Here is a 21,351-nt window from a genome sequence, read left to right on the forward strand (position 1 = left end):
GCCTGTCGTTACAATCGCTGCATCGGAATTCCAAGGCGTGCGCACCATGATTTGCCTGATCGTCGATCATCATCCCGTCATTTCCAGCGGCCTGGCGCAGATGGTGCGCGCCAGCTTTCCCGGCTGGCAGGTGGATATCGCCCACACCGTTGCTGCCGCCATCGAACAGGCCGGTGCGCACCAGCCCGATGTCGTGCTGATCAGCCTGCTCATGCCGGACAATTCGGGACTGGCGCTGCTCGGCCACTTGCAGCAGCACGATCCGAACAGCCGCCGCACGGCCAGCATCGTCATCGCCGATGCGCCCGACGCCGAGACGGCGCGCCTGTGCGAGCGGCTGGGCGCGCACGGTTTCATGTCGCGCGCCCACGCATTTACCGCGATTGCCGCGGCGATCCGCGCGGTCTGCGCGCGGCAAAAATATTTCGAGCCGGCGCCCGATACGGCGACGCCTGTACCGGCGCCGATCCGCTTTACGCCGCGCCAGCGCGACATCGTCGATCTGCTGTTGATCGGCTACTCGAACAAGCAGATCGCGTGCACGCTCAACCTCAGCAGCGGCACCGTCAAGAACTACATCTTCGACCTGATGCGGATGATTTCGGTCAGTTCGCGGCTGGAGATGGCGCTCAAGATCCGCGACAGCGGCTACCAGCGCTCGTGACGCCCACCATCGAGACCCTGCGGGGTCTTTTTTTTTGCCTGTCGCCACCCACCGTGCCGGATGGCACCTGCCATCGGGCAGGTATCCACTGACATCTGTTCTTGTCAGTTCGACAAAAACATAATGAACCTCGACACCCTAGACCAACGGAGGTTCCATGAACGACGCATCCCCCAATCCGTGGCTGGTGCTGCGCACCCGCAGCCGCCAGGAAAACGTGGTGCAGGAAGTGCTGCGCCAGCGCCAGATCCATTCCTACCTGCCCAAGCACCGCGAGGCCGCCAAACCGACCGAAACGGCGCTGTTTCCCGGTTATATCTTCGTGCAGCCGCGCCCCGAGCAGGTCAGCGCGCTGCGCACCGTGCGCGGTTCGTGTGGCCTCCTGATGAGTTGTGGGCGCCACGCGCAGGTGGCCGCCAACGATGTGCTGGCGATCCGCATCATGGTCGGCAGCGGCGCGCCGCTCGATGTCCATGCCGACCTGGTGGCCGGGCAGCCGATGGAAGTGATCGCCGGGCCGTTCAAGCATGCGCAAGGGCAGTTCGTCAGCGTGGGGCGCCAGCGCCGGCTGGTGATCAACCTGCACCTGATCGGCCGTGGCCTCAGCGTCGAGATCGACGCCGCCCACGTACGTCCGCTCGCCAACGCCGCCTGACAGGAGCCAGCCATGTCGATCACCGAAATCTACCTGCTGGCGATGATGATGATTTTTGCCGTGCCTTACCTGGTGTGGCGCCTGCTCAATTCCGACAACGTGGCGCCGCTGGTGGTGGTGCAGATCGTCGGCGGCGTGCTGCTCGGGCCCGGCGTGCTGGGCGCCGCCTATCCCGGGTACCACGCCTTCGTGTTTTCGCCGCAGGTCACGCTGGCGCTGAACGGCATCGCCTGGTGGGCGGTGATGGTGTTCGTGTGGATTGCCGGCGTCGAACTCGATTTGCGCCAGGCCTGGCGCCATCGCGGCGAGAGCCTGGTGGTGGCCGGCATGGCGCTGGTCACGCCGCTGCTGCTGGGCGTGGGCGTGGCGCTGGTGCTGCTGGGCTGGCAGTCCGACTGGATCGGCCCGCGCGCCCATACCTGGCAATTCGTCACCGGCGTGGGCATGGGATGCGCGGTGACGGCGCTGCCGATCCTGGTGCTGTTCCTGGAAAAGCTCGGTGTCCTGCGCAGCACGCTGGGCCAGCGCCTGCTGCGCTACGCCAGCTTCGACGACCTGGCGATCTGGGGCGTGCTGGCGCTGATCCTGCTCGACTGGGAGCGCATCGGCCGCCAGGGGTTGTTCCTGTGCGGTTTCGGCATCGCCGCCTGGCTGGTGCGGCGCGTGATGGTGCGCTTGCAGGAGGGCGACCGCTGGTATGCCAGCCTGACCTGGCTGCTGGCCTGCTCGTTTTTGTCGGACTGGGCCGGGCTGCACTACATGGTGGGCGCGTTCCTGGCGGGCGTGGTGCTCGATGCCGGCTGGTTCGACCGCGCCCGCATGGACGCGCTGCGCGAGCAGGTGCTGTTTGCCTTCATGCCGGTGTTTTTCCTCAGCACCGGGCTCAAGACCACCTGGACCGTCGGCGCGGAGACGGTCTTCGTGGCGGCCGGCTTGCTGATGGCGGCCAGCGTGGCCGGCAAGCTGCTGGGCGTGGGACTGGCCGGGCGCATGCTGGGCTGGCCCCGTGGCGATGCGCGCGTGATCGGCTGGCTGCTGCAAACCAAGGGCTTGATTGAGCTGATCTTCGCCAACATCCTGCTCGACAAGCAGATCATCTCGAACCAGATGTTTACTGCCATGCTGCTGATGGCCATCGGCAGCACCATGCTGGCCTTGCCGATGGTGCGCAACAGCCACCTGGTGCCGGCCCGCGCGCCGGCCGCCATCCCAGGCGGTCCGCTGCGTGAATGAGGTGAGCGACCTTTGCGTGGTGCTGTGCGTGGCGTTGCCGGACGAATACCACCCGGCAGCGCTCGAGCGCGGGCTGCGCCGCCGCCTCGACCGGCCAACGCTGGACCGCATCGACCGCCTGCGCCAGCCGGTGGACCGCTTGCGGTCGATGCTGGGCCGCCTGCTGCTGCGCCACGGGCTGCGGCTGCGTGGCCTCGACGATGGCGCCGGCGTGACGATCGGCCACTATGGCAAGCCACGTCTGGTTGATGGCACGGCCGAGTTCAACCTCTCGCACGCGGGACGCTGGGTGGTGTGCGCCATCTCGCGGACGGCGGTTGGCGTCGATGTCGAACAGGTGCGGCCGTTCGACCTGGTGCTGGCGCAGCGCTTCTTTCACCGGCGCGAATGCGCGGCGCTTGCCGTGCAACCGGCAGCCGCCCGGCACGACTATTTCTTTCGCCTGTGGACCGCCAAGGAAGCGTACATGAAGGCGCTCGGACTCGGTTTTCAGCGCGACATGGCGTCGTTCAGCGTGGCGCCGCGCGCCGACCTGCACGTGGCGCTCGACGATCCGCAGATGTCGCCGCAGCCCTACGTACTGTCCCACCTGGAGCTCGATCCCGGTTACCGCCTGGCGCTGTGCCACCACGGTGAGCCGGTGACGGTGCTACTGGTAACCATCGAGCACTTGTTGTCACCAACCATCATTCATTAACTTACCTTCAGGCTACTGTGCTGTCGTGCCCGCTTTGAAACGGCATAATGCGCAACAGGGTTGGTTGCCTAAAGGACATAAAGTGCTGAATGGAATGTTGAAACGCGACCTGTCGTGGCTGTGGGCAGCAATCGCTGCGATGGTGTTGCTCATCATCTGGCTGCTGTTGCAACTGGGCCGGCAAGGATCGCAGGCGCAAATCACGGCCGCCCGCACTCGTGCGGCCGTGATTTGCCAGATCATGCGCGCGGGCGCCCAGCGCCTGGACGGCGAGGAGGCGCAGGCCGAAGCGGTCGAGCGCGCCGTGGTCGACATGGCGCTGCGCGAAGACAGCGGCGTCGAGGGCGGCCTGTGGCAGGCGCAGCGCGGTGTGTATGCGTACGCCTTTCCCACCTACGACGGCAGCGGCATCAAGAACGATGCCCCGGCTGCCGAGTTGCCGCGCATCGGCTCGCTGGCGCAGCGCGCTTTGGCCAGCGCCGCGCCGGTGATCGAGGTACGCCCCGGCCTGCGCGAGGCGGTCGTGTATGGCGCCTGCCCGGTGCGCGATAACGTTGCCGGCTGGACGTTGACGCGCGTCGCCAGCATGGCCGACAACGCGCTCGACCACCTGGTCGTGGCCGTCAGTGTGCTGCTCTGTTCGCTGGTGCTGGCCGGAGCCTGGTTCGCGGTGCTGCTCACGCGCTGGGGCCGCGAAGTGCAGCGGCTGTCGGGCCTGCTGGTGGCCAGCGAACGGATGGCTGCCCTCGGCAGCCTGGCGGCCGGACTGGCGCATGAAATCCGCAACCCGCTCGGCACCATCCGCATGAAGGTGGACAATGCGCTCGCCGCCGCGCCCGAGCGCCGTCCCGCCCGCACCGAGGCGGCGCTGCACACCACGCTGCTGCAGGTGCAGCGGCTGGAAACCCTGGTGGCCAGCCTGCTGGCGCTGACGCAGCCGTTCCACCCGCAGCGCGCACCGGTGGCGCTGGCAGACTGGCTCGAGCAGCGGCGGCTGGACCATGCCGATGCGGCTGCCGATCTCTCGGTGACACTGGCGCTGAAACTCGGGCCTGGCCTTGGCGCTGCCGTCCACCGTGCTGCCACCGTCCAAGCCGGTACTCACGCGGCCTGCGCGGGCGCCGCTGCGGCCAACGCCGATATCGCCGCAGCTCACGCCGACCGCGATCCAGGCGCCGCTGCCCATGCTGGCGCTCATGCAGCATCTCCAGACGCTGTCGCTGCCGAGGTCGCCGCCGCGCACGCTCACCGCGGCCCGGGCGCGCGCAGCGCCGTCCACACCGAGCAGGAGGTAGCGCTGTTCGATCCGGCGCAGATGGCCCGCGTGCTCGACAACCTGCTGATCAACGCGCTGGCTCACACCACGGCCGGCGGGCACGTGGAGTTGGGCGCCGCCCGCGACGGCGATGTCCTGCGGCTGTGGGTGGCCGACGACGGGCGCGGGGTGCCGCCGGCCTTGCAGGCCAGCTTGTTCGATCCGCTGGTGACGGGGCGGCCCGGCGGTACCGGCCTCGGGCTGGCGGTGGTGCGCGAAGTGGTCCACGCCCATGGCGGCACCGTCGCCCTCGACCCCGCCCACGTACCCGGCACCCGCATCGTGATGGCGCTGCCATGGAGCTGATCCTGGTCGTCGATGACGATACCGCCTTCCGGGCCACGCTGGCCGAGACGCTGGAAGATCTCGGCTACCGCGTGCGCCAGGCGGCCAGCGCCGAGGCGGGGCTGCGCGCGCTGGGCGAGGGCGGCATCGCCGCCGCGATCGTGGACCTGCGCCTGCCCGGCGACGACGGCCTGGCGCTGCTGCGCGCCGCGCCGGCGATCGCGCCGGACGTGCCGTGCATCATGCTGACTGCATATGCCAGCGGCGCCAACACCATCGAGGCGATGCGCCTGGGCGCTTTCGACCACCTGACCAAGCCGATCGGACGCAGCGCCCTGGCCGCAACGCTGGAGCGGGCGCTGCGGGCCAGGGCAGCGGCAGCGCCGGCGCCGGTGGAAGCTGCTGCCGATCCGGCCGACACCATGGTCAGCAGCAGCGAAGCGATGCGCGCCATTTTCAAGCGCATCGGCCTGGTGGCCGACAGTGACAATTCGGTGCTGGTACTGGGCGAGACCGGCACCGGCAAGGAACTGGTGGCGCAGGCGCTGCACCGCAACAGCGCCCGCGCGGGCGGTCCGTTCGTGGCTGTCAACTGCGCGGCGATACCGGCCGACCTGCTCGAGAGCGAACTGTTCGGCCACGTAAAAGGCGCGTTTTCCGGCGCTGCCGCCGACCGGCCCGGACGCTTCCGCGAGGCCGATGGCGGCACCCTGTTCCTCGACGAGATCGGCGACATGGCGCTGCCCACCCAGGCCAAGATCCTGCGCGTGCTGCAGGAGCGGGTAGTGACGCCGCTCGGCGGACGCCACGCGCAGCCGGTCAACCTGCGGGTGGTGGCGGCCACCCACCGCGATCTCGAACGCGAGGTCCTCGATGGCGCCTTCCGCGCCGATTTGCTGTACCGTTTGCAGGTCATCACCATCATGTTGCCGCCGCTGCGCGAGCGGCACGGTGATATCGAAGTGCTGATCGCGCATTTTCTCCATCACGGCGGCGGACGCGGCAAGCACCTGTCCGGCGCCGCGCTGGCAGCCCTGCGCGCGCACGACTGGCCGGGCAATGTGCGCGAGCTGCGCAACACCGTGCAGCGCGCAATTGCGCTGAGCGAGGGGGATTTGATCGAGGTCGAGCACCTGGGGCTGAGCGCGGTGACTGGTGTGTTGCCGGGTACTGCCGCGCCGCTGCGGGCTGATGCCGACGCTGTGGATGTTGTTCCCGCCATTGCTGGCGGCATTGCGACGGCTGCGCATGCTGGCCCCGGCGAAAATGTTGCTGCGGCAGCGCCTGCGGTCGCGGAGGGTGTCGCGACAGCCGTTTCGGCGGCTGGCGGGTTGCCCGCCATCGACTGGGATGGCAACCTGGACCGGGCCGTGGCGCAGCTGGAGGCGGCGATGCTGGTCCGCGCGCTGGACGCCAGCGACGGCAACCGCAGCCAGGCGGCGCGCCGGCTGGGATTGTCGCGCCAGCAGTTGTACCGCAAGCTGGCGCAATATGGACTGGATATGTGACGCCTGTCCGCAGGACGGACAAGCTGGTGTCACCAATCCGGACAGGTACGGGCAGCGAGCGGTCCAATCCTGCGCTGTACGGCGCTAATGGCGCTGGCACGCTATCTGCATAGACATGGTTACCCCGCCTTTTAATGAAACAAGGAGAGAACCATGACTGTACTGAAACTGAAACCCGCCATGCTGGCCGCCGCACTGTCCATTGCCACCGCCGCCGCCACGGCTGCACCACGGCCACCGCAGCCGCCGGCAGCGCCGTTGCTGGCCCAGGCCGACACGCCGCCACCGCCACCAGCAGCCGGCGCGCGCCGGGCCAAACCGCCTGGCCAGCCAGGCCAGGGCGTGCGGCCACCGGCCCCGCCGCGTGATGGCGTGACGCCGCCACCAGCAGGAGCCGGTGCGCCGCCCCCTCCACCAGCCGGCGGCGGAGCGCCACCACCGCCCCCTCCGGCAGGAGCAGGCATGTCACCGCCAGCTCCGGCAGGAGCGGGTACGCTACCACCACCACCTCCGCCAGCAGGTGCGGGTACGCCGCCACCAGCCGGTGCCGGTATGCCGCCGCCACCTCCAGCAGGAGCGGGTACGCCGCCACCACCACCAGCCGGTGCCGATATGCCGCCACCACCACCAGCCGGCGCTGGCGCGCCGCCACCATCGCCTGCTGCCGCCGGCATGCAGCAGCCACCGGCGCCGCCAGTTGGCGGCCAGCTCTAACCGAACGGGACGCGACCGATGCAATGGCATAGTCGCCTGTCCGCCACCTTGCTGACCGCGCTGCTTGGCTGCGCTGCCGCCGTCGCCAGCGCAGCGCCGCCGGGACCGCCGATGCCGCCAGCGCTGCCAGGCAAGGCGGCGCTGGCGGTCATCGAAGGCCAGGTGCAGCGCCTGCTGGTCACGCCTTACGGCGAACCGAATGGCCTGCGTTTCGTTGACGGCACGGTGGTGCTGCTGCCGCCGCACCTGGCCGTGCGACTGACCGGTGTCGTCGCCGTGGGCGACCGTGTGCGCGCGATCGGGCTGTCGGCCAGCGGTGGCGCCTTGCGCGCGCAGGCGCTGGTCAACCTGGCGACCGGCGGCGCGGTGGACGAGCAGGGTGAAGGTCCGCCCCGGCCACCAGCGCCGCCGCCACGTCCGCCGTTGCAACAGTACGCAGTGCAAGGCACGATCGATGTCGTCTTGTACGGCCCGCGCGGGGAGGCCAACGGCGTCATCCTCGCCGATGGCGCCATCATCTATTTCCGGCCCGACCTGGTCGGCTTTGCGCTGGCGCCGGGTCTGCCGTTCGCGGCGGCGGGCATCGGTACGCGCAGCGCGGCAGGCGTGGCGATCGAGGCGATTTCCGCCGCGGCCGGCAAAACTGACAATCCAGCCAATTCCAACCATGTCGAGTAACACCATCCTGTGGACTATCACCGCCATCACCATGCTGGGCATCGTGGTGCGCCCGTGGCGCCTGCCCGAGGCCGTGTGGGCGGTGCTGGCCGTGGCCGCGCTGCTGATCTTCGGCCTGATCGACATGGCGCATACCGTGGCCGGCGTGGCGCGCGGCAACGATGTTTATTTGTTCCTGGCAGGCATGATGCTGCTGGCTGAACTGGGCCGGCGCCACGGCGTGTTCGACTGGCTGGCCGCCCACGCGGCGCGCGCAGCCGGCGGCTCGGGCCACCGGCTGTTCCTGCTGGTGTACCTGGCGGGCACGGTGGTGACGGTGCTGCTGTCGAACGACGCCACGGCCGTGGTGCTCACGCCCGCCGTGTACGCGGTGGCGCGCGCGGTCGATGCGCCGCCGGTGCCGTACCTGCTGATCTGCGCCTTTGTCGCCAACGCGGCCAGCTTCGTGCTGCCCGTGTCCAACCCCGCCAACCTGGTCGTGTTCGGCGAGCACATGCCGGGCCTGGCCGACTGGCTGGCGCTGTTCCTGTTGCCATCGCTGGGCGCCATCGTGGTCACGTACGCGATACTGTATTACCGGCTGCGTGCCGGGCTGCCGCAAGTCATCCGGCGCGCAATCGCGGTGCCGGCCTTGTCCACCGGCGGCCGCGTCACGCTCGGTGCGCTCGCCGGTACGGCGCTGCTGCTGGGTGCGGCCTCGGCGTTGCGCTTGCCGCTGGGGCCGGTAACGCTGGCGGCCGGACTGGTGGCGCTGCTGCTGGCCAGCGTGGCCGCGCGGGTGTCGCCGCTGGCCGCCGTGCGGGCGCTGTCGTGGGACGTGCTGCTGATGGTGGCCGGCCTGTTCGTGCTGATCGAGGCGTTGCAGGCGCACGGCGTGGTGGCCGCGCTGGCGGCGCAATTGCAGCGCCTGCAGGCGGCTGAACCGGTCATTGCCGATGGCATTGCCGGCGCCGTGCTGGCCCTGACCTGCAACCTGTTCAACAATCTGCCGGCCGGCTTGCTGGGGGCAGCCACGCTCGACCACGTGGCGGCCGACCCGTCGCTGCGCGCTGCCGCCCTGATCGGCATCGATCTCGGCCCGAACCTGTCGGTAAGCGGTTCGCTGGCCACCATCCTGTGGCTGACCGCGCTGCGGCGCGAGGGCGTGCAGTTCAGCGCGTGGCGCTTCCTCAAGCTTGGCGTGCTGGTGATGCCGGCCAGCCTGCTGGCTGCGCTGCTGCTGTTGCAGGTGGCTGCATGAGCGCGGTACCGGCCGTTATCGGCGCCAGGCCCGCGGGCCCGACCGCCGCCACCCTGTGGGCACTGGCGCTGCTCAATTTTTTCCTGGCCGATGCGCGCGACGGCCTAGGTCCATTCCTCGACGCTTTTTTGACCACCAAGGGGTGGCAGCCGCTGGACCTGGGCATGCTGGCCACCATTGGCGGCGCCATCGGCCTTGCGGCCGGGGTGCCGGCCGGCGCTTTTGCCGACCGCACCCGCAACAAGCGCATGATGATCGTGGTGCCGATCGCCGTGATCACCGCCATGAGTTTCCTGTGCATCGCCTGGCCACAGAAAGGCTTGGTGTTCGTGACACAAGCGCTGGCCGCGCTGGCCGGCGTGCTGATCGCACCGGCGCTCACCAGCATCACGCTCGGCGTGGTGGGGCCCAGGCACTTCGGCCGCCAGCTGGGCAGGAACGAGGCCTGGAATCACGCCGGCAACGTGGTGCTGCTCGGTGGCACCTGGGGCGCCAGCGCCTGGTTCGGCCTGCCCGGTGTGGCCGGGCTGATGCTGATGACGACCATGGCTGCCATCATGGCCACGGTGGCCATCGCCCCGGCCAGCATCGACCATGCGGCTGCGCGCGGGTTGGCGCCGGCCGGTCCCACTGCGGTACAGCAGGCAAGCGGAGTACCGGCGGAGGCGGCAACGCCGTCGTGGCGCGTGCTGGCCACCAACCAATCGTTGCTGCTCCTGAGCGTGGCCTTGCTGCTGTTCCACTTCGGCAACGCGCCGCTGGCGCGGCTGATCGCCCAGCAGTTCGCCTTGCAGATGCAGCGCCCGTTCGAGACCACGGCGGTGATCACCATGGTGTCGCAGCTGTCCGCCCTGGCGGCGGCGCTGGCAGCGCAGCGCATCATCCGGCGCGACTGGGTGCGCGCGGCCGCCGTGCTGGCGGTGCTGAGTTTGCCGCTGCGCGGCGTGCTGGCGTGGAGCTTTTCCGACTTCGCCATGATTTATCCGGTGCAGTTGCTCGACGGCCTCGGCGTGGGTCTGCTCGGCATCCTGACGCCGTTCCTGGTGGAGCGCCTGACGCGCGGCAGCGGCCATTTCAACATGGCGCTGGCGGCGGTGATGGTGGTGCAGGGCGTGGGGGCGGCTTCGAGCAACGTGGTGGCCGGCTACCTGGTCGCGCACTACGGCTATCCGGTCACGTACCTGCTGCATGGCAGTTTCGCGCTGCTGGCGCTGGCGGCCTTGTTGCCGGCGCTGGCTGGCGCCAGGGACAAATCGCAAGCTTCGTGCGGCTTGCCGCATTAACCGCACTAGCTGCAGTGGCCGGCAACGCCGGCCATCTTGTGCCGACCGCCGCCCTGCATGGCCAGTGCCAAGCTCGGCCGGCCAAGGGCACGCCCGGCCCGGTCTGCCGCGCGGGCGGCTTGGCGCTATAATTCCGGTTTGCCGGCTCGGCAGCGCCCAGGGCGCCGCGGCAACCGGCCGGTCTCACTGGAACTTATGGAAAAATCAATCGATACGCGTGCCGTGCGCACGCTGGTGATCTCGCCCAACTGGATCGGCGACGCCGTCATGGCGCAGCCGCTGTTGCGCGCCCTGAAGGACGCCAATTCGCAGCGCCGCATCGACGTGCTGGCCCCGGCCTGGGTGGCGCCCGTGTGGCGCGCTGCCGCCGAGGTGAGCGAGGTGCTGGAAACGCCGTTCAAGCACGGCAAGCTGCAATGGGCCGAACGCCGAGAATACGCGCGCATGCTGCGCGAACGCGGCTACGACGAAGCCTATATCCTGCCCAATACCCTGAAATTCGCCCTGATTCCGTGGATGGCGAAGATCCCGAAGCGGATCGGCTACAAGGGCGAGATGCGCTACGGCCTGATCAACGTGATGCACCACGACGATCCCAGGCACAAGCGACCGATGCTGCCGTTTTACGCGGCGCTGGCCGGGCCGGTCTCGAAGACCCCGCCGCAGAACGTACCGTTCCCGGTGCTGACCATCAGCGATGAGGACAAGGCCGCCGCGCTGGGCCGGGTGGGCATTGCACCCGGCACCACCATCGTGGCGTTCGCGCCCGGCGCCGAGTTCGGTCCCGCCAAGCGCTGGCCCAGCGGCTATTTTGCAGGCCTGGCGCGGCTGTTGCAGCAGTCCCGGCCCGAGATCACCATCGTCCTGATGGGGTCGGCCAAGGATGCAGAGGTGTGCGACGAGATCGTCGCCGCGGCCCCTGGCGTGCGCAGCCTGGCCGGCGTGACGTCGTTATCCGATGCGCTCGCCATCCTCGGCAGCGCGGCGGCGCTGGTGACCAACGATTCCGGCCTGATGCACATAGCCGCCGCCTTGAACCGGCCGGTGGTGGCGCTGTACGGTCCGACCGATCCGAGGCATACTCCACCGTTGTCGGATATCGCCAAGGTACTGTGGCTGCATCTCGAGTGCGCGCCGTGCCAGCAGCGCGTGTGTCCGCTGGGCCACCAGGCTTGCATGCACAAGCTCACGGTGGACCTGGCATGGGCGCCGCTGCGCGCGATGCTGCCGGCGCGGCCGGCAGCCCTTTAATTTTAGAACAGGACAGATCATGATTTTGGTGACCGGCGGTGCGGGTTTTATTGGTAGTAACATCGTTCACGCGCTGAGCCAGCGCGGCGAAGCGACCTTCGTGGTCGATAACTTGAAGCGCCCGGAGAAATTCCACAATGTCGTCGATGCCGAGGTGGTCGATTACATGGGCAAGGAAGAGTTCATCGAGCGCCTCGAGCGCGGCGAATTCGCCGGCAAATTCTCGGCCGTATTCCACGAAGGCGCGTGCTCCGACACCATGGAAATGGACGGCGAGTACATGATGCGCAATAACTTCCGTTACAGCGTGTCGTTGTTCCACTTCTGCCAGAAGGAAAAAATCCCGTTCATCTACGCGTCGTCGGCAGCAGTATATGGCGCCGAGGAAGGCTTTACGGAAGAGCGTTCGGGCGAGCGGCCGTTGAATGTGTACGGCTACTCGAAATTCCTGTTCGACCAGTACGTGCGCAACTATTGGAAAACCAATGGCGACCGTGGCGCACAAGTGGTCGGCCTGCGCTACTTCAATGTCTATGGCCCGCGCGAATTCCACAAGGGGAATATGGCCTCGGTGCCGCTGCACCAGTACCGCCAGTTCCTGGCCGATGGCCAGGTAAAATTATTCGGAGAGTACGACGGCTACGCGGCTGGCACCCAGACCCGCGACTTCGTCTATATCGACGACGTGGTCAGCGTCAACCTGTTCTTCCTCGACAACCCGGACAAGAGCGGCATCTTCAACCTGGGCACCGGTCGTGCGCAGCCGTTCAACGATATCGCGGTGGCGGTGGTGAACAACCTGAAACCCGAAGCCGGCGCCCTGGCACTGGATGCCATCGTCGAGCAGAAATTGCTGGAGTACGTCGCGTTCCCGGACAAGCTCAAGGGCAAGTACCAGAGCTTCACCCAGGCCAACATCGCCAAGCTGCGCGCGATTGGCTACGACAAGCCGTTTTATGATGTGAGTGCCGGGGTGACCGCGTACATTGCGTGGTTGAAGGCCAACCACAAATAATCACTATTGCAGGCCCAGCTTCCTGAGCAAGCCGGGCAGCAACTGCGCCAGGAAAACGCTGCCGACGACCCAGACGATGATGGTGTTCTTCGCTTCGGCGATCCCTGCCTTGGTCTCGGCCTTGACCTCGGCGATAGACGACCTGGTGTCTGCATTGACCTTGGCGATGGCCTCGGCAAGGTCGGTTTTAGTGGCGACCGTTGCCTTGAGGATGCCGAGGTCGAGCTTGATGGCCTCCATCTCGAATTCGAGTTTTGTCACGCGCTGCTCCATGTTACGCTTCCATTTGCGTCTCGATTATTGCAAGCTGGGTAGCACTCGCGACAGCGTCGACGGCCCGGATGATGATGGTGCTTCCAGCCTATGTCCATGCTAAAAGAGTGCGCCTACCACGTCAAGCGGCACACGCGCCAGTCCGCAGAAATGCGGTTTTAGCGGCGACGCTTGCGCGGCACGAATACCCGCCACGCCACCACGCAGGCGGTCACGCTCATCGCCACCCCCAGCAACGATAACAACACGACCAGGCTGTCGCGCAGCCATGGCCGCGCCAGCAACGGGGCGAAGTCGAAGCTGTGCAGGCCGTTGTACAGCAGGCGTTGCCAGCGGTTGGAGTGTTCGGCGCGCAGCACGATGCGGGCAGAGGCCGGATCGGCATAGACCACCACGCCGTCGGCCCAGGCCGCGCGCCACACGGGCAGCGGCCGGTTCTGGCGGTTGGCAGGTTGGTTGCCGCGCGCGTAGTAGAGTTCGTCATAAGCAGTGAGGCGCGACAGTGTTACCGGTGCTTCTGCGCGCAGGCGTCCCAGTGCGGCGCTGATGTCGGCAGCGGGCAGGGCGGCGATGACGGCAGCGTCACTGGCCGTAGCCGCAGTCTCATCGACATCGTCGGCCGCAGTGATGCCGCCGGCAGCAGCGGCTCCATCGGTCGCAACGCTATGACTGGCAGCAACGACGCTGTCGACAGTAGCGACACCATCTGCACGCACGAGCACCGAACCATCCACGCCCCTCAGCCGATACCACGCCTGACCATCGAAGCGCAGCGTTTCCAGTTCGCGCACCTGTAGCGGCGCCGCCAGCCGCAACGCTGCCGCCGGCGACAATTGTGCAGCCACTTCCTGACCCGACCAGCGCCGCTGTTCGTCCGCCGTGGCGCCGCGTGGCGAGAACACGCTGAACGGATTCATCGACATCAGGCCCGAAAAAATCCACGTCAGCGTGACCACGCCAACGGCCAGCCCGAGGATATGGTGCCAGCGCATCCAGAAAACCCGGTACGGAATCCAGCGCGAACGGTTGAGGAATAGTTGCCACACGCCGATGATCAATCCGGTCGCAGCCAGCAGCACGCCCGGCAGCGACAGCCACACCACGACATTGTGCCAGCGCTCGGGCCAGCGCCGCAGTTCGGTGAAATAGATCCAGTGGGGAATTGCGCCGACCCAGTTCCAGGCGCGTTCGGCGCGACGGGTTGCGCCGACCACTTCGGCCGCGCCGGGAGAAACGTACAGCTCCAGTCCATCGTCGCCGTCGAGCTCCACCCGGACCAGCGGCCGGTAAGGATTGAAACCTTGCGCCACGGTCCACTGGTCGCGTTCCAGCGCTTCGGCGTAAATCGCGCGGCGGCCGCTGAAGGCTTCCGCCACGGCCATTGCCTGCGCCGTGCTCAGGTCGGGCAGCAGGGCGCCGGTGCTGGCATCGACTGCGATCCAGCGCTTATCGGGTGCGGTACGCAGCAGGCGCCAGACTGGCATATCCGCATGCATGCCCAGCCTGGCCTCGGCAGCGCGAAGGCCGGCGCGGGCGGCTGCCGCTGACGCCGTCAGGCAACAGCGATTGTCGACCGCCGTGGCCGGCAACCCGGCCAGTTGTTCGGCAGGTCGGTCATCCAGCGCGGGTGCCGGGAGTCCAGTCAGCGGTTCGACCGCTCGGTGGTCCAGCACCAGCGGCGGCAACCCGGCCAGCCGCTCAGTTGGTGTCAGGCTCGGGAACGGCACGAAGTACAGCACGATGCCACTGGCAAACCACACCAGGAACAGCAAGGCCAGCGCCACTCCCAGCCACTTGTGGACGAACAGCAGCGCCTGCTTCATGGTCAGAACGTGGTGCGGGCTGTCAATTGTACCGAGCGCGGGTCGGCCAGCAGCCAGCGCACGCCGGCGCTGCCTGACAAAGCGTAGTCGCGGTCGGCCAGGTTCTTGACCGACAGGGTCAGGCCCAGCTTGGGCGACGCAGTCCATGCCAGCGACGCGTCAATCGCCGTGTACGCGGGCAGGTTGGCGGTGTTGGCGGTATTGGCCTGACGCTCGCCGACGTAGCGGGCGCCGATCGCCGCTTGCCAGCCCGGCACGAAGCGGTAGCCGGTCCAGATGTTGGCGGTGCGCTCGGGAACGCCGGTGGGCGTGTTGCCGGCGCGCGAGATCGGCACGCCGCCGACCACTTCGTTGAAGTCGTCGTAGCGGGCGCGCAGCGCGGCCAGATTGGCGTCGATGGTCCAGCCGCGCACCGGTTCGGCGGCGAACGCCAGTTCGATGCCGGTCGAGGACTGCTGGCCGATCTGCAATGCCACGGTTGGATTGTCCGGGTCGCGCGAGAGCAGGTTGTTCTTTTCGATTTTATACACGGCCGCGCTCCATTCGCCGCGCAGCGCGGCGATGCCGCCCTTGGCGCCGAATTCGAGTTGCTTGCCACGGGTGAGGTCGAAGCTGGGGCTGCCGTTCGGCAAGGCCAGCGCGCCGCTGAGCGGATCGGTGGCGGTGCCGTACTGGGCGTAGAGGCTCACGGCGGGATCGAGATTCCACACCAGGCCGGCGCGGCCGGTCACCGGCGTGTAGTCTTTTGCTGCGCGCACGCCGGTGCGCAGTTCGTGGTTGTCGAGCGCCATGCGGTCGCGGCGCAGGCCGGCCACCAGTTTCCAGTGCGGCGCCAGGTCGAGCACGTTCTCGGCAAAGACCGCGGTCGATTCCAGCTCGGCGCGGCGCAGCGGCAGCGTGCGGCTGGGGATGGCGCCGGCAAACGTGCCGGGCACGAAGTTGTACGGGTCGATCACCGAACTGCCGGTATATGGCGAATTGTTGGTCAGGAACAGCCTGGTGCGATTCCATTCCACGCCCGCCACGAAGCGGTTTTTCAGGCCGGCGACCTGGCCGTCGAGCGTGACGTCGAGGCGGTTGCCCACTTGCTGCTGGTCGTGCAGGATTTCCAGGTAGCTGTCGCGGTTGATCAGCGTGCCGGTCGGGTCGAGGGTATAGCTCTCGGCGTTGCGCCAGTGGCGCTTGCTGGTCATGTAGTAGCTCTCGTTGCGCACGCGCACGCCGGCGGCAGCCTGGTAGTCCACCTTGACGCGCCAAACGCGGTCGTTGTACTTGACCAGGGCGTCATCGACGTTAAAGCTCAGGCGTTTCAGGCTATCGTCCAGCTTGCCGTTGCGCAGCGGCGTGCCGAAGTAGCGGGCGTCGTCGTTGTGGCCGGCAACGACCAGCAAGGTCACCTTCAGGTCGCGGTTGGGGCGCACGGCGACGGCGCCCGAGATGTTCTGGCGCTGGTAGCCGGAGTCTGCGCGGTAGCCGTTGCTCTTTTGCGCGTCGGCATACAGCGAATAGGCCACCATGTCGTTGACGGGGCCGCGCACCCCGACGCCGCCGCGCACCGTGTCCCACGAGCCGGCGCTGGCGTAGGCTTCGCCTTCAAACCGGTCGAAACGCGGTTGCCTGGTGACGTAATTGACCGCCGCGCCGATGGCGCCATCGCCGTACAGCACCGAGGCCGGGCCGCGCAGCACCTGCACCGATTCCAGTGGCCAGGTCGAGAACGGGTAGGTGATGGTGCCCACCGCCACCACCAGCCGGGTGCCATCGACCATCTGCGCCACCGAGTTGTGGCCCGAGAAGCCGCGCGCCGACAGGCTGGTGCCGCCATTGCCCGGCGACGGCGCTTCGCTCACGCCCGGCATGCGCACGGCGGCATCCTGGGCGCGCACCAGCACCCGTTCGGCCATGTCGGCGCTGCTCATGCTGCTGACGCTGGCCGGGGTGTCGCGCGCGGTCAAGCCCAGGCGCGAACCGGTGCCGTTTTCTTCGTCGAGACCGAGGCCGCTGTTGGCGGTGAGGCGGCTTTCGACCACTTCCACCGTGGGCAGGGTGGGGTGGTGGGCGCGGGCGGTGGCGCACACGGCCATGCTGGCGGCGGCCAGTGCGGTCAGTGTCGAATGTTTCATGTGAGAGCGGTGAGCGCGGAACAAGGCGCGCAGTTTATGACATTGACAACCTTGAGTCATTAGAAAGATTTTCACTTAAACGTGAAAATTATTCATGTAACCGGTTTTCGTTGTATTTCGATGCGTACCGCGCCCGGGTTGGCGCGGCGCTGGCGCTATAATTCGGTACCGGGGAGTTTGCCCATCCACGGCTAACCATCACTCCCCCGAAAGCCGATGACCATACCTGATTTTGCTGTCCGTAATGCCGATATGCCCGTCACGCTGGCCAACTGCGCCGACGAGCCCATCCACATTCCCGGTAGCATCCAGCCACATGGCGCGATACTGGTGTTCAACAGCGCGGCCGAACTGGTCTCGTGGAGCGCCAATGCCCACGCCATGTTGCAGTTGACGGTGCCGCTGGTGCTGCTCACGGCCCTGGCCGACCTCGGCCTGGCGGACGAAGTGCAAGAGAAGATCCACGAATGCATCGATGACATGGACGGCGGCGAAGCTCCGGCCGCGATGGCGGAAACCCTGGTCGGTACCCAGGACTTCGATTGCATCGTGCATGGCCACGAAGGCCTGGTCATCGTCGAATACGAATGCCGCGAACTGGCGGCCGACAGCGTGGCCACGTTCGCGCTCAAGGCCCACACTGCCATCGAGCGCCTCAAGCGCCAGAAGTCGGTGCCGGCGCTGCTTAAGGCGGCGGTCGATCAGATTCGCCTGATCACCGGTTTCGACCGCGTGATGGCCTACCGTTTCCGCCATGATGACAGCGGCGAAGTGGCGGCCGAAGCTAGAGACGAATCGCTCGACCCCTACCTGGGCCGGCGCTATCCGGCCAGCGACATCCCGGCGCAGGCGCGCCGCCTGTACGTGATCAACACCCTGCGCCTGATCGGCGACATGGGCTATAACCCGGTTGCCATGCTGGGCCGCACCGGCGCGGCGCCGCTCGACATGAGTTACAGCGTGCTGCGCAGCGTGTCGCCGATCCATGTCGAATACCTGCGCAACATGGGCGTGCAGGCGTCGATGAGCATTTCCATCGTCATCAACGGCAAGCTGTGGGGCCTGATCGCCTGTCACCACATGGCGCCGCGCCGGGTGCCGTACGCGATCCGCATGGCGGCCGACGTGATGGCGCAGGTGCTGGCGGCCTCGGTGCAGTCGCTTGAAACGCGCGAACGCGCGGCGCTTGCCGAACGCGCAGCCGAGGTACGCACCCAGGTCATGGAATCGCTGCTGCACTTCGACGATGTCGCCGCCGGCCTCACCGCCTGCGCGGCCGAGATCTGCGGCTCGCTGGGCGCCGGCGCGCTGGTCGTCATGCACAGCGGCCGTGTGGTGGCCCACGGCCCGGTATCGGCGGAAGTGGCGGCGGCAGCGGTGGCGTCGATGCAGCTCGAAAATGCCGACGTGGTCGAACGGTCGGCCCGGCGCGATTGGCCCGCCGCACAGCAGCAGGCCTGCGGCAAATGGGTGGGCCTGCTCGGCTTGCGCTACGACGCCTCTGCCAATGGCTGGCTGCTGGCGCTGCGCGAAGAGCAGGTCGAACTGGTGCGCTGGGGCGGCAAGCCCGACAAGGAAATCGCCCATGGCCCGCTCGGTCCGCGCCTCACGCCGCGTGGTTCGTTCGCGGAATGGCGCGAGACCGTGTTCGACCAGGCCGAGCCGTGGGAAGCCACGCGCCTGTCCATCGCGCGCCAGCTGCTGGCCGAAATGAACCGCGCTTCGGTCACGCGCCACGAGCAGAACGACCGCGCCCGCGCCCAGTTGTTCGCCATTCTCGGCCACGACCTGCGCAACCCGCTGCAATCGATCAGCATGGCAGCCACGGTGCTGGAATTGGGTGGTTCCAAGGAAACCGCCGGCCGCCGCATCAAGGCGTCGAGCGGACGCATGGAACGGTTGATTTCCCAGGTGCTCGACATGAGCATGATCAACGGCGGCATGCGCCTGGGGGGCGAAGTCGTGGCAGTGAACCTGGCGCCCATGCTGGCCGACCTGGCTGACGAATTCCGCACCGCCAAGCCGAATATCGTGCTCAACCTGGAAAGCCCGCCGCAGGTGCTGGTGCCGATGGACGCCGACCGCGTGGCGCAAGTGGTGAGCAACCTGATCAGCAACGCCTACCACCACGGCAAGGTCGGTGAAAGCATCGACGTGCGCCTGGTGCAGGACGACACCGGCGTGACGCTCGATGTGCTCAATGTCGGTGATGAAATCGCCGAGGAAACCGCGCGCACGCTGTACAACCCGTTCAAGCGGCTGTCGGCCAACAATGCCCGCAACAAGGGCGGCATGGGCCTGGGCCTGTACATCGCGCGCCAGATCATGCTTGAGCACGGCGGTACCATCGAGTACACGTACCAGGCGCCGCATGTGCGCTTTACACTGTATCTGCCCGCAGCGCCTGTCGTACCGGCGCCGTCTGCTGCCTCAGCCTAATTCACCTGCCACAGCCCCGCCAGCAGCCAGCGCAGGTCGCATTCGGGGTCGTCGCGGTAGCGCAGGAAGAAGCTGTCGGCCCATTCCTGGTCGAGCGGGGTGTCCCATTTCTCGAAGCTGGAAATCGGGTACTCCTCGCTGAACAGCAGCAGCAAATCGGTGTGCGCTTCGCGTTCGCTGGCGGCCAGGCCGCGATGCATGCTGAAGCGGACCAGTAAATCACTTTTTTTCATGTTCTAAAACCTGTGACGGCCGCAGACTACGCTCGAGCTCGTCGAAGTTGGCTGGTTTGACCAGGTGGAAATCGAAGCCGGCAGCGCGGGTTTTCTGACGGTCCGGGTCGGAGCCGTAGCCGGTGTGGGCGATCAGCCGGGTGGTGGCGAACAGCGGGTCGTCGCGCAGCATGCGCGCCAGTGCGTAGCCGTCCACCTTGGGCATGCCGATGTCGAGGATGATGGTGTCGGGACGGTGGGCGCGCGCCAGGGCCAGCGCGCGGTCGGCGTCGTTGGCCAGGAACACCTCGTGGCCCATCACGCCCAGCAGTTCACCCATTACTTCGGATGAATCGATGTTGTCGTCCACCAGCAGCACCCGGCGCATGCCGGGTGCGAGCGCCGGGTTGGCGGTATCTTGTGGCACCGGGGCGGCGCCGGTTGCGGTCGCATCGAGCAATGGCAGGATCAGTTCGAAGGTGCTGCCGTGATCGATGCCGGGGCTGCTGGCGTGCACGCTGCCGCCGTGCATATGGGCCAGCGTGGACACCAGCGACAGGCCGATGCCCAGGCCGTCGTGCACGCGGTCGTGGGCGGCGGCGCCCTGCGCGAACATATTGAAGATGCGCGGCAGGTTGTACGAGGTGATGCCGATGCCGTTGTCGTGCACCGAGATCGATACGCGGGCATCGGCCAGGCGCGCCACTTGCAGCCGCACTTCACCGCCGCGGTTGGTGAACTTGGCGGCGTTGTGCAGCAGGTTGCCGATCGCCTGCGCCAGGCGTACCGCGTCGCCGTTGATCCACAGCGGCTCGGGCGGCACGTCCACCACCAGCCGGTGCTGGCGCGATTCGAGCATCGGCTGCGCGGTTTCCAGCGCGGAATCCACCACCGCATGCAGTTCGGTGCGCTGCAACTGCAAGGTGAGCTTGCCCTGCGAAATGCGTGCCACGTCCAGCAGATCGTCCACCAGGCGCGACAGGTGCGCCACCTGGCGCACGATGATCTGGCGCGCCTTCTGGTGCAGCGCCACGTCGCCAGGCGCCACCTCTCCCATCAGCGCGACCGCGTTGCGGATCGGACTCAGCGGATTGCGCAGCTCGTGCGCCAGCGTGGCGAGGAAATCGTTCTTGTTGTCGTCGGCCGCGTGCAGCCGGTCTTCCATATCGCGGCGCTGGGTGATGTCGCTGGTGATGCGGGCGATGCGGTAGGGCACATCGGCGGCATCGCGCACCAGGAAGGCGCGGTCGCGTACCCAGCGCACGCCTGCACCAGGCACGGTAAGGCGGTATTCCTCATCGAATGGTTCACCGGCGCCGGCCAGCTGCCAGCGCGCGGCCACGGCGGCGCGGTCATCGGCGTGGATGGCGTCGAGCCAGTCGCCGGGCGCGCGTTCGAGCAGCTGCGCCGGGCGGTTCCACATGGTGGCGTAGGCATTGCTGACATACAGCAGCTCGCTGCCGTCCAGGCTGAACATCCAGAACACGTCTTCGATATTGTCGGTGAGTTGGCGGAAGCGTTCCTCGCTGTTGCGCAGGTCGGCCTGCGTGCGTTGCAGGCGCAGCAGGGCGTTGACGTTGGCGATCAGTTCGTCGGCTTCGATCGGCGCAGCCAGGTAATTGTCGGCGCCGCCTTCGAGGCCACGGATCTTGTCGTCGCGGCCGGTGAGCGCGGCCGAGGTTTGCAGGACCAGGATGGCGCAGGTATCGACATCGGACTTGATCTGGCGGCACACCTCGATGCCGTTGATGTCTGGCAGCTTGACGTCGAGCAGCACCAGCGCGGGCAGCAGGCGGCGCGCCATGGTCAGCGCGTCGGTGCCGTTGGCCGCCTCCGCCACCTGGAAGCCGGCGCCTTGCAGGATGCGGGTCTTGACGTAGCGCGCACCGTCGTTGTCGTCGACGTTCAGGATCAGGATGTCACTATTGCTCACAAGCGGTCTT

The 21,351-nt window shown here is 67.4% G+C and carries 18 protein-coding genes; 13 read left to right on the forward strand and 5 right to left on the reverse strand.

Translation table 11 applies throughout. The annotated features are described in order from the left end of the window. The first annotated feature begins 46 nt into the window (after positions 1-46). The 12 genes from SR858_RS10005 to rfaD all read left to right on the forward strand — a co-directional run bounded on the left by SR858_RS10005 (position 47) and on the right by rfaD (position 12,538). Positions 47-664, forward strand: a complete 618-nt coding sequence (locus tag SR858_RS10005) for a response regulator transcription factor (RefSeq protein ID WP_322534614.1) — start codon at positions 47-49, stop codon at positions 662-664. Between the two features lie 157 nt (positions 665-821). Continuing rightward, a complete protein-coding gene (gene nusG / locus SR858_RS10010) occupies positions 822-1,319 on the forward strand; it encodes a transcription termination/antitermination protein NusG (protein ID WP_019920638.1) in 498 nt (165 codons plus the stop codon). 12 nt (positions 1,320-1,331) lie between these two features. Beyond that, positions 1,332-2,552 carry a cation:proton antiporter gene (locus SR858_RS10015; RefSeq protein WP_019920639.1) on the forward strand — a complete coding sequence of 407 codons (1,221 nt, stop codon included), beginning with the start codon at positions 1,332-1,334 and terminating at the stop codon, positions 2,550-2,552. Position 2,553: 1 nt separating this feature from the next. Beyond that, a complete protein-coding gene (locus tag SR858_RS10020; RefSeq protein ID WP_040377530.1) occupies positions 2,554-3,249 on the forward strand; it encodes a 4'-phosphopantetheinyl transferase family protein in 696 nt (231 codons plus the stop codon). 94 nt (positions 3,250-3,343) lie between these two features. Continuing rightward, entirely contained in the window at positions 3,344-4,870 is a 1,527-nt protein-coding gene (locus tag SR858_RS10025; RefSeq protein ID WP_019920641.1) for a sensor histidine kinase, read from the forward strand. Further along, positions 4,861-6,357, forward strand: coding sequence for a sigma-54-dependent transcriptional regulator (locus tag SR858_RS10030; RefSeq protein ID WP_019920642.1), 1,497 nt, complete (start codon positions 4,861-4,863; stop codon positions 6,355-6,357). Before SR858_RS10025 ends, SR858_RS10030 begins: the two co-directional genes overlap by 10 nt. A 153-nt stretch (positions 6,358-6,510) precedes the next feature. Further along, a complete protein-coding gene (locus SR858_RS10035; protein ID WP_154819782.1) occupies positions 6,511-7,071 on the forward strand; it encodes a hypothetical protein in 561 nt (186 codons plus the stop codon). A gap of 18 nt (positions 7,072-7,089) precedes the next feature. Beyond that, positions 7,090-7,749, forward strand: a complete 660-nt coding sequence (locus SR858_RS10040) for a hypothetical protein (RefSeq protein WP_026637069.1) — start codon at positions 7,090-7,092, stop codon at positions 7,747-7,749. Beyond that, a complete protein-coding gene (locus SR858_RS10045; protein ID WP_019920644.1) occupies positions 7,739-8,989 on the forward strand; it encodes an SLC13 family permease in 1,251 nt (416 codons plus the stop codon). The genes SR858_RS10040 and SR858_RS10045 overlap by 11 nt, the downstream gene beginning before the upstream one ends. Further along, complete coding sequence (locus tag SR858_RS10050) at positions 8,986-10,272, forward strand: MFS transporter (protein ID WP_019920645.1); 1,287 nt, start codon at positions 8,986-8,988, stop codon at positions 10,270-10,272. The genes SR858_RS10045 and SR858_RS10050 overlap by 4 nt, the downstream gene beginning before the upstream one ends. Positions 10,273-10,467: 195 nt before the next feature. Then, positions 10,468-11,523 (forward strand): lipopolysaccharide heptosyltransferase II, encoded by a 1,056-nt coding sequence (gene waaF, locus SR858_RS10055; protein WP_019920646.1) that lies wholly within the window; start codon positions 10,468-10,470, stop codon positions 11,521-11,523. Positions 11,524-11,539: 16 nt separating this feature from the next. Beyond that, the gene (gene rfaD / locus SR858_RS10060; protein ID WP_026637072.1) at positions 11,540-12,538 is read left to right on the forward strand and encodes an ADP-glyceromanno-heptose 6-epimerase; all 999 of its coding nucleotides are present in this window, start codon (positions 11,540-11,542) and stop codon (positions 12,536-12,538) included. Positions 12,539-12,541: 3 nt separating this feature from the next. Here the strand turns inward: rfaD and SR858_RS10065 are convergent, their stop codons facing one another. The 3 genes from SR858_RS10065 to SR858_RS10075 form a co-directional block, all read right to left on the reverse strand. Further along, on the reverse strand, positions 12,542-12,799 hold the full coding sequence (locus SR858_RS10065) for a hypothetical protein (RefSeq protein WP_154819783.1): 258 nt from the start codon (positions 12,797-12,799) through the stop codon (positions 12,542-12,544). Positions 12,800-12,969: 170 nt separating this feature from the next. Then, positions 12,970-14,634 carry a PepSY domain-containing protein gene (locus SR858_RS10070; RefSeq protein ID WP_019920649.1) on the reverse strand — a complete coding sequence of 555 codons (1,665 nt, stop codon included), beginning with the start codon at positions 14,632-14,634 and terminating at the stop codon, positions 12,970-12,972. Between the two features lie 2 nt (positions 14,635-14,636). Beyond that, complete coding sequence (locus SR858_RS10075) at positions 14,637-16,757, reverse strand: TonB-dependent receptor (RefSeq protein WP_019920650.1); 2,121 nt, start codon at positions 16,755-16,757, stop codon at positions 14,637-14,639. 216 nt (positions 16,758-16,973) lie between these two features. Here SR858_RS10075 and SR858_RS10080 point away from each other — a divergent pair, with 216 nt between their 5' ends. Next, on the forward strand, positions 16,974-19,196 hold the full coding sequence (locus SR858_RS10080; RefSeq protein WP_322534541.1) for an ATP-binding protein: 2,223 nt from the start codon (positions 16,974-16,976) through the stop codon (positions 19,194-19,196). Here the strand turns inward: SR858_RS10080 and SR858_RS10085 are convergent. Together SR858_RS10085 and SR858_RS10090 are read right to left on the reverse strand one after the other, a co-directional pair. Beyond that, complete coding sequence (locus tag SR858_RS10085; protein WP_154819784.1) at positions 19,193-19,429, reverse strand: hypothetical protein; 237 nt, start codon at positions 19,427-19,429, stop codon at positions 19,193-19,195. The genes SR858_RS10080 and SR858_RS10085 overlap by 4 nt on opposite strands. After that, a complete protein-coding gene (locus SR858_RS10090) occupies positions 19,416-21,341 on the reverse strand; it encodes a hybrid sensor histidine kinase/response regulator (protein ID WP_019920653.1) in 1,926 nt (641 codons plus the stop codon). The genes SR858_RS10085 and SR858_RS10090 overlap by 14 nt, the downstream gene beginning before the upstream one ends. Between the last annotated feature and the right edge of the window lie 10 nt (positions 21,342-21,351).

Source organism: Duganella zoogloeoides (assembly GCF_034479515.1).
Lineage (GTDB): Bacteria > Pseudomonadota > Gammaproteobacteria > Burkholderiales > Burkholderiaceae_D > Rugamonas > Rugamonas zoogloeoides.